11 protein-coding genes are annotated in these 13861 nt (G+C 42.8%); 9 read left to right on the top strand and 2 right to left on the bottom strand.

All coding sequences use genetic code 11. From position 1 onward, the window contains the following. Positions 1–38: 38 nt before the first annotated feature. Together glnD and map are read right to left on the bottom strand one after the other, a co-directional pair. A complete protein-coding gene (gene glnD / locus CXF80_RS07445; RefSeq protein WP_101032283.1) occupies positions 39–2612 on the bottom strand; it encodes a bifunctional uridylyltransferase/uridylyl-removing protein GlnD in 2574 nt (857 codons plus the stop codon). A 24-nt stretch (positions 2613–2636) separates the two neighbouring features. Then, positions 2637–3434, bottom strand: a complete 798-nt coding sequence (map, locus tag CXF80_RS07440; protein ID WP_101032282.1) for a type I methionyl aminopeptidase — start codon at positions 3432–3434, stop codon at positions 2637–2639. Between the two features lie 349 nt (positions 3435–3783). Between map and rpsB the strand changes: the two genes are divergently transcribed. The 9 genes from rpsB (at position 3784) to bamA (ending at position 13848) form a co-directional block, all read left to right on the top strand. Continuing rightward, positions 3784–4512, top strand: a complete 729-nt coding sequence (rpsB, locus tag CXF80_RS07435; RefSeq protein ID WP_101032281.1) for a 30S ribosomal protein S2 — start codon at positions 3784–3786, stop codon at positions 4510–4512. A gap of 118 nt (positions 4513–4630) precedes the next feature. Next, positions 4631–5482, top strand: a complete 852-nt coding sequence (gene tsf, locus CXF80_RS07430) for a translation elongation factor Ts (RefSeq protein WP_101032280.1) — start codon at positions 4631–4633, stop codon at positions 5480–5482. A gap of 68 nt (positions 5483–5550) precedes the next feature. Then, positions 5551–6288, top strand: a complete 738-nt coding sequence (gene pyrH, locus CXF80_RS07425; protein ID WP_101032279.1) for a UMP kinase — start codon at positions 5551–5553, stop codon at positions 6286–6288. A gap of 133 nt (positions 6289–6421) precedes the next feature. Next, the gene (frr, locus tag CXF80_RS07420; RefSeq protein ID WP_283107434.1) at positions 6422–6964 is read left to right on the top strand and encodes a ribosome recycling factor; all 543 of its coding nucleotides are present in this window, start codon (positions 6422–6424) and stop codon (positions 6962–6964) included. Positions 6965–7045: 81 nt separating this feature from the next. Continuing rightward, complete coding sequence (gene uppS, locus CXF80_RS07415; protein WP_101032277.1) at positions 7046–7870, top strand: polyprenyl diphosphate synthase; 825 nt, start codon at positions 7046–7048, stop codon at positions 7868–7870. A 20-nt stretch (positions 7871–7890) separates the two neighbouring features. Further along, positions 7891–8748, top strand: coding sequence for a phosphatidate cytidylyltransferase (locus CXF80_RS07410; RefSeq protein ID WP_101032276.1), 858 nt, complete (start codon positions 7891–7893; stop codon positions 8746–8748). 5 nt (positions 8749–8753) lie between these two features. Next, entirely contained in the window at positions 8754–9944 is a 1191-nt protein-coding gene (gene ispC / locus CXF80_RS07405; RefSeq protein ID WP_101032275.1) for a 1-deoxy-D-xylulose-5-phosphate reductoisomerase, read from the top strand. A gap of 12 nt (positions 9945–9956) precedes the next feature. After that, positions 9957–11327 carry a sigma E protease regulator RseP gene (rseP, locus tag CXF80_RS07400; protein ID WP_101032274.1) on the top strand — a complete coding sequence of 457 codons (1371 nt, stop codon included), beginning with the start codon at positions 9957–9959 and terminating at the stop codon, positions 11325–11327. 31 nt (positions 11328–11358) lie between these two features. Further along, entirely contained in the window at positions 11359–13848 is a 2490-nt protein-coding gene (gene bamA / locus CXF80_RS07395; protein WP_101032273.1) for an outer membrane protein assembly factor BamA, read from the top strand. Positions 13849–13861 lie beyond the last annotated feature (13 nt).

Raw genomic sequence — 13861 nt, 5'->3', positions numbered from 1 at the left:
GTATTAAATGATTAGTAGCATAATAGTAAGGTTAAAAATTAGTTAGATGATTTTAGTGCAAGTGTTAGCGCAGCAGACAATTGTTGTTGTTGTTGCTCATCTAGGGCTGAAGCACTTTGGTTTTGTAAAATAAAAAAGTCTTCTGCACGTTCACCAATAGTGGTAATTTTAGCCGCCAATAGTGTCACATTACAACGATAGAGAATGTCACCGACTTTGGCCAATAGGCCAGGCGTGTCTAAGGTGATTAATTCCATCATACTTGTACCATGGCGAGCACTGGGTAAGAAACTCACATGAGTGGCAACATTAAAAGGTTTCATGATCCGCGCCAATTTTCTAAACTTCGGCAGTTTTGGGTTTTCAGTAGCCAAGGCTTTTTCGAGTGCTTTACGGATACTTTGAATGCGCGATAATTGGATAATCGGTTCGCCATCTTGTTCTAAAATCACAAAGGTGTCGAGTGCATAATCATCTTTTGATGTCATGATGTTAGCGTCATGAACATTGATATTTTTATTGTCTAAAACCGTCATCACGGTGGCAAAAAGTTTGGGTTTATCTTTGCTGTAGACAAAGAGTTCTGTACCACCTCGAGTGGTATGCTTTGACATTAACACTAATGGCTCGTCGTGATGATGTTTTAAAATGGCTTCTGCGTGCCAAGCCACTTGAGTCGGTTGATGGCGTAAAAAGTATTCTGCTTTGAAACGTGTCCAGAGTGCATCCATGTCTTTTTCTTTTAGGCCACGACGAATAAGTTCTTTTTTAGCTTTGGCTTGGATCTCTTTAACTCGCGCTTTAACATCGACTGGTTTTTCTTTACCCCGAGCTAATACTCTTTGGGTTGAAAAATACAAATCGCGCAGCAATGATCCTTTCCAATTATTCCAAGTTTTCTCATTGGTGGCACAGATGTCGGCGACAGTGAGGCAATATAAATAACTTAAATGCGCTGCGTCGCGGACTTTTTCAGCAAACAGTGCAACCACTTCTGGATCGGAAATATCTCTGCGTTGAGCTGTGATCGACATCACGAGGTGATTTTCAACTAACCATGCCACTAAACGTCCGTCATGGTCATTCATGCCATGTAATTTACAGAAATCGATGGCATCTTTTGAGCCTAATTTGCTGTGATCGCCGCCACGGCCTTTGGCAATATCATGAAAAATTGCCCCGAGTACCAATAAACCTCTTTTCGGTAATTGATTAATTAAGATGGCGCCCAGTGGGAATTCATCTTTTTGTTCAACGTGTGAAAAACGGTCAATATTGAGCAGTAATCTATGGGTGTGTTCATCAACGGTATAGGCATGAAATAAATCAAACTGCATCTGGCCTTCAATCTTGCGCCAAGCCGGTAAGTAAGACGATAAAATACCGTGTTGGTGCATTAATGAAAATGCAGCAATACCTCGTGGATGTTTTAGGATCTCCATAAACACTTTTCGACACGCGGGGTTTTCCTGTAAGGGTGATGTTAGTGATCTACGAGTGTTACGCAATAATCTTAACGTGGGCGCATAGATTTCTTGGATATTGGAATTTTTAGCCACCAGTAGAAATAAACGCAATATTTCTTCGTTATGACAGCTAAACAAATCGTCATCCAATACTTCGATATAACGACCTCGACGTTGATAAACCTCACTAATGGGCTGTATTTCTAACGCTTGAGTGTGACCTAATGTGGCGCGCTTAAACAATTGCAGCAGCATCTGATTAAGCTCCATCACACGGCGAACCGTGCGATAGTAGCGTTTCATCATCTGCTCGACGGCTAATTGGGTTGCATCTTCGTAACCTAATAAACTGGCGATTTGTCGTTGTAAATCGAACAATAAACGGTTTTCGTTACGATTAGCGGTGATGTGCAGTGCAAAACGGATTTCCCACAGAAAATTTTGGCATTCCAGTAATTCAGCTAATTCGGCTGGCGCTAGAAAATCGTGCTCGACTAAATCTTCTAATTTAGCGGCATCAAAATGGCGCATCGCGACCCATGCTATGGTCTGAATATCGCGTAATCCGCCAGGGCAGGTTTTAATGTTAGGTTCTAAATCAAAGGCACTGGCTTTACTGTGGCGTGCGGTTTGTTCATCTTTCTTGGCGTTATAAAAGTCATAAGAGGGCCAAAAGTCTTGTTGACGGACGGCGTCATATAACACGTCAAATAGGAATTCACTGCCGGTGAGTAATCTGGCTTCGATCAGATTGGTCGCAATGGTGATGTCTGCTTTACCTTGCTCAATGGTTTGCGAGATAGTGCGAACACTGTGGCCTATTTCAAGCCCAGTATCCCAAAGATAGGTAATAAGTTGACTCAGCTGGTTTTCAATCTCTGGCGATAGTTGTTCATCATCAACTAAAAACAGTAAGTCAATGTCTGAATGTGGGTGCAGCTCACCACGGCCATAGCCGCCAACGGCAACGAGGGCAAGATGACCATTATTTAATGAGAAATCTTGCCAAGCTTGCATTAGTAAAGCATCAACAAATTGACAACGGTGTTTAACAATATCAGCAATAGGGTGTTTTGCTGTGTACTGCTCAACCAAGCGCTGGTTTAAGTCAATTAATGCGTTTTTGGCGGCCAGCGCAGTATTCATTGATGTCCTTACTAATTTAAGTCTTTAGTGGTTAATGATCCGTGGGAAGTCTTCTTCTTCACGCAAAGTTAACACTTCTACACCGGTTTGGGTCACTAACAGTGTATGTTCCCACTGCGCTGAATTCTTACCATCAGAGGTCGTGACTGTCCAATTATCATTTTTATCCAATACTGTAGTATGACGACCAGCATTGATCATTGGCTCGATCGTAAAGCACATACCCGGTCTTAGCACGATTTTATCATTATTCTTATAATGAACAACTTGAGGTTCTTCGTGGAACCCTGTGCCAATACCGTGACCACAATAATCTTGTACGATGGAGTACTTATCAAGCCCTGTTTTGCTTGTCTTAATGAATTTTTCGATGGTTGTGCCAATTTCACCTAATTTTAAACCAGGTCGTACTTTACGAATGGCTAAATACAAGCTTTCTTGGGCAATGCGACTCAAACGCTTGTCTTTTGCTGACACTTCGCCGATTAAAAACATTTTTGAGCAATCACCATGATAACCGTCTTTGATGACAGTAATATCAAGGTTGATCATATCGCCATCTTTTAAGACGTATTCACAAGGGATGCCGTGGCAGACGACTTCGTTAACCGAGGTACAAATAGACTTCGGAAATCCGTGGTAATTCAATGGCGCAGAAATAGCCCCTTGCTCTTCGGTATATTGAGCACAAATCTCATTTAATTCATTTGTGGTCACTCCAGCCTTAACATGTGGGGCCACTATTTCTAATACTTGCGCCGCTAATTTACCCGCTGCACGCATCTTTATTATTTCGTCTGCATTTTTGATCACAATACTCATGAAAACTCTCTATCCTTTGACGGTCAAAATAGGCATGTTTTATCCAAGGTTTTACGGCAGAAAGTTGTATTTACATGCCGTTTATGGTATAAAGCGCGCCGTTATGTGTAAAATCGTTGTTGTACGGTTCGAGTTAATATGATGTCAATCGCGGCTTTTTTAAGCTAGATATACATCTTGTTCGGCAAATCGTAAAATATTGCGGTCATTATACATGGCAATTAACTTAAATACTAAATCACACACGTATCGACACATTTTTCGGGGTGCTTTCTCATTCTTAACGGAAGTTAGAAAGTCGAGACATGGGATGCGTGGAGGTCTAACCCCTTACATTAAGGTATATACAATGACTACTGTTTCAATGCGCGACATGCTACAAGCTGGTGTTCACTTCGGTCACCAAACTCGTTACTGGAATCCTAAGATGAAGCCTTTCATCTTCGGCGCTCGTAATGGTGTACACATCATCAACCTTGAGCATACCGTGCCAATGTTCAACGAAGCTTTAGCTTTCATTAGCAACATTGCTTCTAAGAAAGGTAAAGTATTATTCGTAGGTACTAAGCGCGCTGCCGGCGAAGCTATCAAAGCATCTGCACTTTCTTGTGATCAGTACTATGTTGATCACCGTTGGTTAGGCGGCATGTTAACTAACTGGAAAACTGTTCGTCAGTCAATCAAGCGTCTTAAAGAGCTAGAAAGTCAGTCTGTAGACGGTACTTTCGACAAGTTAACTAAGAAAGAAGCGCTAATGCGTACTCGCGAATTAGACAAGTTAGAAAAGTCTTTAGGCGGAATCAAGAACATGGGCGGTTTACCTGACGTATTATTCGTTATCGGTGCTGACCATGAGCATATCGCTATTAAAGAAGCAAACAACCTAGGTATCCCAGTGGTTGCAGTTGTTGATACTAACTCTGCACCAGATGGTGTTAACTATGTCGTTCCAGGTAACGACGATGCGATGCGTGCTATCCGTTTGTACACTTCTACTGTTGCTGAAGCTGCTAATGCTGGCCGTGGTCAAGATTTAGCGGTACAAGCAGAGCAAGACGGTTTCGTAGAAGCTGTTTAATAAGGCGTGATGGTTTCCATCCCCCCTTATTTGCCAATAAGATAATTGGTGAACAGGGGCCAATCGGCCCCTGTTTTATAAATGCAATATTAGTCGAATTAAATTAGAGGATTTAACAATGGCAATTACTGCTGCCCAAGTTAAAGAACTTCGTGACCGCACTGGCGCTGGCATGATGGACTGTAAGAATGCACTGACTGAAACTGACGGTGACATCGAACTAGCGATTGATAACATGCGTAAAAGCGGCGCCGCGAAGGCTGCTAAAAAATCAGGTAACATCGCTGCTGACGGTACAATTCTAATCAAGAATGGCGACGGTTTCGCTGCACTATTAGAAGTTAACTGCCAAACTGATTTCGTTGCAAAAGATTCAAACTTCCTAGCATTCGCTAACTCAGTGTTAGACGTTGCTGCTGCATCTAAAGTGACTATCGAAGACTTAAAAACACAGTTTGAAGAAACGCGTGTTGCGCTAGTAACTAAAATCGGTGAAAACATCAACGTTCGTCGCGTTGAGTATATCGAAGGTGCAAACCTAGCATCTTACCGTCACGGTGATCGTATTGGTGTTGTTGTAGCCGGCGAAGCTGATGAAGAAACGCTAAAGCACATCGCAATGCACGTTGCTGCTTCTAAGCCAGATTTCGTTAACCCTGAAGATGTTCCTGCTGAACTTGTAGCAAAAGAGCAAGCGCTTCAAATCGAAATCGCGATGAATGAAGGCAAGCCTGCTGAAATCGCTGAGAAGATGGTTTTCGGTCGTATGAAGAAGTTCACTGGTGAGATATCTCTTACTGGTCAAGCTTTCATCATGGAACCTAAGAAAACGGTTGGCGAAATTCTTAAATCGAAAGGCGCTAAAATAACCAATTTTGTTCGTTTAGAAGTGGGTGAAGGTATCGAGAAAAAAGCAGAAGATTTTGCTGCTGAAGTTGCTGCACAAATTGCAGCGACTAAAAAAGCGTAATCGCTTTTATCTAAATACCCTAAGACCGCAGCAACCGCTGCGGTTTTGTTATGATCAGGATGAAAATTATGAGCACCAATCCAAAACCAGCGTTTAGACGCATTCTGCTTAAATTAAGCGGTGAAGCATTAATGGGTGAGGAAGGCTTCGGCATTGACCCAAAAGTACTTGATCGTATGGCACAAGAAGTGAAAGAGCTTGTTGAACTTGGGATTCAAGTTGGTGTGGTTATTGGTGGTGGTAATCTATTTCGTGGCGAAGGCTTAGCAAAAGCAGGCATGAACCGCGTAGTGGGCGATCACATGGGTATGTTAGCAACCGTAATGAATGGCTTAGCCATGCGTGATGCCTTGCACCGTGCATATGTTAATGCCCGCCTTATGTCTGCTATCCCGCTCAAAGGTGTATGCGATGACTACACTTGGACAGAAGCGATTAGTTTATTAAAGTCTGGTCGAGTGGTGATTTTTGCCGCGGGTACCGGTAATCCATTTTGTACAACGGATTCTGCAGCATGTCTACGTGGTATTGAGATTGAAGCTGAAGTGGTACTAAAAGGCACTAAAGTAGATGGTGTATACTCTGCAGACCCGATGAAAAACCCTGAAGCGGTTAAATATGAAACGCTTACTTTTGCGGAAGTCCTTGAATCAGAATTAAAAGTAATGGATCTTGCTGCATTTACTATGGCGCGTGATCATAATATGCCTATTCTTGTCTTCAATATGAATAAGCCAGGTGCACTTCGCCGGGTGATTATGGGTGAACAAGAAGGTACGATTATTAGCAGTAAAAAACCTGCCTAATCACAGACACAAAAAATATTACATTATATAATTTAAATGTTTGAGCCGTTTTATTGCATGTGTCATTCTTAGGCTAATGCTCAGACACAGATGAATTTGTGACAAAAAGGAAATTATTGTGATTGATACTATAATGTTAGATGCGCGTGAGCGTATGAGTAAATGCGTTGAGTCTACTAAAAACCAAATGGCGAAAGTTCGCACCGGTCGTGCACACCCAAGTTTATTAGATTCTATTCAGGTTTCTTGCTATGGCTCTACGTCACCCCTTAATCAAGTGGCTAACGTGGGTGTAGAAGACTCTCGTACATTAACTGTAAACGTGTTCGATAGATCGATAGTTCAATCGGTAGAAAAAGCAATCATGAGCTCTGATTTGGGCTTAAACCCGATGACTGCCGGTGCAACGCTACGTATTCCGTTACCTTCGTTAACTGAAGAACGTCGTAAAGACTTCATCAAAGTGGTCCGTAACGAAGCAGAAAACGGCCGTATTGCTATTCGTAACGTGCGTCGTGATGCGATCAGTGAAGTCAAGAAGCTTGAAAAAGCCAAAGACTGTACTGAAGATGATGTTCGTCGTAGTGAAGATGAAGTGCAAAAGCACACTGATTCATCTATCAAAAATATTGATCAAATTCTAGCAACGAAAGAAAAAGAGTTGATGGAAGTATAATCTGTCAATTTAGACGCTAGAGTTAACACGCCGTGTAAGGGTATACTACACGGCGTTTGTTTTTATAAAGGATTGTCGTAGATGTCTTCTACAGTTGAGTTTGAATCAGACCCTAAAGCCGATTCGGAGTTAATGACTTCGCAATTGCTGCCAGGACAATTATCTGATGCGGTAAAACAATCTCTGCCTAAGCATGTTGCGATTATTATGGACGGCAATGGCCGCTGGGCACAACTGCAGGGTAAAGCGCGGGTTTTTGGTCATAAAGCGGGTGTTAAAGCGGTGCGTCGTGCGGTAAGTACTGCAAGTCAACTTGGTATTGAATCATTAACCTTGTTTGCATTTTCCAGTGAAAATTGGCGCCGACCAGATAAAGAAGTCAGTTTGTTAATGGAACTGTTTTTTACAGTGTTACAACGTGAATTAAAATTACTCGACAAAAACCAAGTTAAGCTCAATATTATTGGTGATATCAGTCGCTTTTCGCCTCGCTTACAAAAGCAAATTGCGTCGGCTCAAGACAAAACGGCTGCCAATACCGGTTTGATATTAAATGTGGCGGCGAACTATGGCGGACGTTGGGATATCTTGCAAGCAGCACAAAAATTAGCCGAAAAAGTTGAAAGTGGTGAAATCAGCAGCAGTCAGATGACTGAAGAAGCATTAAATGAACATTTGTGCATGCAAAGTCAGAGCGAAGTTGATTTAATGATCCGAACTGGCGGTGACTACCGCATTAGTAATTTTGTATTATGGCAGGCCGCCTATGCCGAGTTTGTGTTTACTGACACTCTATGGCCTGACTTTGATGAGCAAGCATTTCGAAATGCCATTGCCATTTTTGCCCGTCGGCAGCGCCGTTTTGGTTTGACCGGGAGTCAAATTGAAGAGATACGCGCAATATAAATCTTAAGAGGATTAGTTTTTTGCTAAAACAACGAATAATAACAGCATTGTGGTTAATCCCAATTGTACTCGGGGCAATATTTTTACTATCAGCAAATGTGTTTGCTTGGGTGTTAGTGCCAGTATTTTTAATTGCAGCAAAAGAGTGGGGCAGTTTTATTGACCCAAGCTGTAATGTCACCCAGTGGTCTTTTACCGCGACACTCGGTCTTTTACTCATAGCGCTTAATTTAGCTGTACCCATTGATGTGTTGTGGTTTAAAGGGCAATTACACCCTATGTACCTTGCCATTATCACTATCGGGGTATTTTGGTGGATAGTCAGCAGCGTATTGGTGTTTAGTTTTCCTAAAAGTGCCAAAATATGGAAAGACAGCCCAATGCTGAAATCCATGTTTGGCCAGTTAACACTCATACCGTGTTTTGCCTCTTTGATCGCGCTTAAATCATTAAGCAGCAACGTTCACCCCTATTATGGTGGTGCATTAGTGTTTCTTGTCATGCTAGTGGTTTGGGCTACGGATACGGGGGCTTATTTTGCTGGCCGTAAGTTAGGTAAGCATAAATTGATGCCGAGTGTGAGCCCAGCTAAAACACTTGAGGGCTTAGTGGGTGGCTTAATTACCACTATGGTTGTAGTTGCGGGTATTATGTATGTCGCGCCAGAACAAGAGTTAGGCTTGCTCATTGTGGTCACGTTAGTCACTGCGCTGGCATCTGCTTTTGGCGATTTGTCTGAAAGCATGTTTAAACGTGCTGCTAACATTAAAGATTCAGGCTCTATTTTACCTGGTCACGGTGGTGTTTTGGATCGTATCGACAGTTTAACCGCAGCACTGCCAGTATTTACCTTTATCTATATCACCCTGTGGATGTAATACCAATGCAGAATATAGTGATTTTAGGGGCAACAGGCTCAATAGGTGCAAGCACTTTAAGCGTGATTGTAAATAACCCTACCGATTTTCATGTCCATGGATTAGTGGCCAATGCCAGTGTTAATAAAATGCTGGCCTTGTGCATCACCCATCAGCCTGAATATGCTCATATGGTGGCCGAGAGCGCCGCTATGCAGCTGAAAGCATTATTACCTAAAAACTGCATTACTCAAGTGACTACAGGGGCTGAGGCTCTGAACGCGTTAGTGACAGACAGCAGTACGGATACCGTTATGGCGGCCATTGTTGGCGCTGCTGGTTTAGTGCCGACATTTGATGCCGTTAAAGCGGGTAAACGCGTGTTGTTAGCCAACAAAGAAGCATTAGTGATGTCGGGTGAGTTATTTATGCACACGGCTAGAGCATCGGGAGCAACCGTTTTACCTGTCGACAGCGAGCATAATGCGATTTTTCAATGTTTACCGACTAATGTACAAGCCCAGTTAGGCTATTGCGATCTGACTGCCAATGGCATATCACATATTTTATTAACCGGTTCCGGTGGACCGTTTTTAAACACTGATTTAACCACCCTGAGTGCGATGACGCCTGCTCAGGCGTGTAATCACCCTAATTGGTCTATGGGACCTAAAATCTCTGTTGATTCAGCCACTATGATGAATAAAGGTTTAGAGTTTATCGAAGCCCGCTGGTTATTTAACACGCAGGCTGAACAACTCAAAGTGGTCATTCACCCGCAAAGCGTGATTCATTCAATGGTGCAGTACCGAGATGGCTCTGTTATTGCGCAAATGGGTAACCCCGATATGCGTACACCCATTGCTCATTCTATGAGCTATCCGCAAAGAATTGACGCTGGCGTTGAACCTTTAGACTTTTTCAAAGTCGGACAATTAAGCTTTTGTGAACCTGACTTCAGTCGTTTTCCCTGTTTGCGTTTAGCCATGCAAGCCTGTGAACAAGGGCAAGAAGCCACCACAGTATTAAATGCTGCTAACGAAGTTGCCGTTGATGCTTTCTTAAAGGGTCAGATCCGTTTTACTGATATTGCAACTATAAACGCACGTTGTTTAGACCAGGTCCAGCAAACTCGCTTAGCCAGTATTGACGATATTTTACAGTTAGATGCACAAACACGCACGACAGCAATGTCTGCCATTAAAGCACTTAATTAGTTCAGAGGAATAATGATAGATTTTTTTTGGAGCTTAGGTTCTTTTATTGTCGCTTTAGGTATTTTGATTACCGCACACGAATATGGCCACTTTTGGGTTGCCCGTCGCTGTGGTGTTAAAGTCGAGCGCTTCTCTATTGGTTTTGGCAAAGCGATTTGGCGCAAAGTGGGTAAAGATGGCACTGAATATGTTGTCGCCATGATCCCACTCGGTGGCTATGTCAAAATGCTCGATGAGCGCGTTGAAGAGGTGCCTGAACATCTACTTGATCAAGCGTTTAACCGTAAAACAGTGTGGCAACGTATTGCGATTGTGTCAGCGGGCCCCATTGCTAACTTTATTTTTGCTATTTTGGCCCTATATGTCATGTACCTTATTGGTACTCCGTCGATAAAGCCGGTCATTGACAGTACCAAGTTAGATAGCCCTGCCAGTGTTATTCGCTTGGTTGAGCCGCAACAGATTATGGCAGTATCAGGACGCAAGGTACGCACTTGGCAAGAGGTTAACTTAGCCTTAGTCGGTCATATTGGTGACGACAGTATTGAGTTAACCTTGGCGCCACTATCTGAATTATCAGGCATGGATATGCCGGCTCGCACCGTAAAACTTGATACCCGCCAGTGGGTGTTTGATCCCGAAAAAGAATCTCCTATAACCTCATTAGGTTTGGGTATTTTTCGCCCTGGGATCGATCCAACCATTGCCGCTGTCAGTAAAAACAGTGCGGCAGAGCAAGCAGGTATTAAAGTTGGCGATAAATTGGTCAACATTAATGACACGCAATACAGCGATTGGAATACGTTTGTTGATGTGGTACAAAGCTCTGCTAACAAAAATATTAATATGACATTGATACGTCAAGGTGAACTCATCAATGTTAATGTTGTGCCAAAAGCACAACAAAATACTGACGGTGAGACTATCGGGATTGTTGGAATTAGCCCAACCCAAGACCCATGGCCTGATAATATGCGCTTTGAGCTTGAGTATGGCATAGTAGATTCGGTTATTGCTGCAGCTGACAAAACGTGGCAACTCGTTGTCGTCAGCTTTAAGATGATCGGGAAATTATTTACCGGCGATGTATCGGTGAAAAATCTTAGTGGTCCTATTTCGATTGCACAAGGCGCAGGCGCCAGTGCAAGTTACGGCTTAGTGTACTTTCTAGGTTTTATTGCGCTCATCAGCGTTAACTTAGGCATTATTAACTTAATGCCTCTGCCAGTGCTCGATGGTGGACACTTGCTGTATTACTTTATAGAAGTGATTACTGGTAAGCCTGTACCCGAAAAGGTGCAGGAAATAGGTTTCAGGTTTGGCGCAGCTATGCTGCTAATGTTGATGGGTGTTGCCTTATTCAACGATTTTGCCCGACTCTGAGCAAGGACAGACTAATAATTAGAAGTGCTCTATGAGATTTAATAAAATTTTTGCCTCGATGTTATTCGTCGGCGCGTCTTTTTCAGGGAATGGTTGGGCAGAGTCTTTCCAACCTTTTGAAGTGACCGACATCCAAGTAGAAGGTCTGCAACGAGTTGCTCTCGGTGCAGCACTATTGAGTTTACCTGTGAAAGTAGGTGACACGGTAGATGAAGTTAAATTACAGCAAGCGATTAAGAGCCTTTACGGTTCAACCAATTTTGAAAACATCAGTGTCAGTCATGAAGACGGTATACTCTTTGTCACGGTTAAAGAGCGTCCTACTATCAGTATTATCTCGTTTGAAGGTAATAAAGATATCAAAGACGAACAGTTACAAGAAAGTCTTGACGGTTCTGGTGTTAAAGCGGGCGAATCACTTGATAGAACCATGTTGTCAGGCATTGAAAAAGGCTTGCAAGATTTCTATTACGGTGTCGGTAAATACGGCGCCAAAGTTGAAGCTCAAATCATCAACTTACCCCGTAACCGTGTTGAGCTTAAATTTAAGTTTACCGAAGGTTTAGCGGCTGAAATTCGCCAAATTAACGTGGTAGGTAACACAGTGTTTTCTGACTCTGAGCTCATCAGCATGATTGAGCTTAAAGACTATGTGGCATGGTGGGATTTATTTGGTGAGCGTCGCTACCAAAAGCAAAAGCTACAAGCTGACTTAGAAACAATCAAAACCTATTACCATAATCAAGGCTATATTCGTTTTGAAGTCACCTCAACACAAGTGGCGATGACACCGGACCGTAAAGGTTTGTACATCACTATTAATGTGGATGAAGGCGAAACGTACAAGGTAAAAGAAGTTAACTTAATTGGTGACCTTATGGGCCGCGAAGCGTTAATGAAAGGTATTTTACCAATCAAAGCAGGCAATATGTACAACGGTGCCGATGTAACATTCACCGAAGAAATGTACAGCAAATATCTTGGCCGTTTTGGTTATGCTTATCCTGAAGTGAAAACCTATCCTGAAATTGATGATGAATCCAAAGAAGTGGTGCTCAACATCAATATCAAGCCAGGTAAGCGTGTTTATGTTCGCTCAATTAACTTTACCGGTAACACGGTAACCAAAGACGAAGTACTGCGTCGCGAATTACGTCAAATGGAAGGGGCGTGGTTGAATTCTGCTCAGATTGAGCAGTCTAAACTTCGCCTTAACCGTTTAGGTTATTTTGAAACCGTTGATGCCGAAACAATTCAAGTGCCAGGCAGTGACGATTTAGTCGATGTGGCCATCGCAGTAAAAGAGCAGCCATCAGGTTCGTTTAACGCCGGTGTGGGTTATGGTACTGAATCAGGTGTGAGCTTGCAGTTTGGGGTTGAACAAAATAACTTCCTTGGTACAGGTAACCAAGCGGGTATTAGTATCAATACTAATAAATACTCGCGCAGTGCTAACTTGTCTTTCACCAATCCATACTTTACTAAAGATGGTGTTAGTTTAGGCGGCAGTGTGTATTGGAACGAATTTGATGCCAACGAGGCTAACCTTGAGCGCTATAAGAATCAATCTTATGGTGTTGCATTAAACTCAGGATTTCCGATTAATGAATCCAACCGTTTAAACGGTGGTATTGGTTATCGTCATAATACTATTTCAGAAATATCGGCTTATGAACAAGCATTGCGTTTCTATAATGTGTATCGTGAAACGGATGATGCAAACTCAGACTTAAGCTTTGATAACTTTGAATTGAATGCCGGTTGGTATCGCAGCACACTTAACCGTGGTACGTTCCCGACAGACGGTTCATCGCAACGTTTAAGCGGTAAAATGACCGTGCCGGGTTCTGACTTACAGTACTTTAAAACGGATTTTGACACTAATTTCTACTTCCCGCTGACACCTCAACATGGGTTTGTATTTTTGGCTCGTGCCCGTTTAGGTTATGCAAACGGTTATGGTCAGTTTAACGACAACGATCAAATCTTACCGTTCTGGGAAAACTATTACTCTGGTGGTAGCAGCTCGTTACGTGGCTTTAAGTCGAACTCAGTCGGTCCACGTTCGTTCTATGCATACCGTGGTAGTGAGCCATGTTCTCCGGACATTGCTGGTGATGGTTGTAGTATAGCTTCGCCTGGTGACCCAACTAAGGTTCAGGTGAGTTCTGGTCGTTCAATTGGTGGTAATGCGATTGCGACAGCCAGCTTTGAAATGATCGTGCCGACGCCATTCCTCGATGAAGCGTACACTAACTCAGTGCGGACCAGTTTCTTCGTCGATGCCGGTAACGTATGGGATACCGAGTTCGATTATGATTCGTATCGCACTCTGCCAGCAGATCAGTTTATTAAGTTAGAAGATTATAGTGATCCTGAGCGCATACGTGCCTCGTGGGGTATGAGCGTACAGTGGTTATCGCCAATGGGTCCTATGGTATTCAGTTTAGCTTGGCCACTCAAAGAGTATGAAGATGATGAGACAGAGATTTTCTCATTCAATATTGGCAAAACGTTCTAAAACAAATACACTC

The sequence above is a fragment of the Shewanella sp. Actino-trap-3 genome, assembly GCF_002836275.1.
GTDB lineage: Bacteria > Pseudomonadota > Gammaproteobacteria > Enterobacterales > Shewanellaceae > Shewanella > Shewanella psychromarinicola.
The sequence above is the reverse complement of the archived record's forward strand: the minus strand, read 5'-3'. Positions and strand labels throughout refer to the sequence as shown.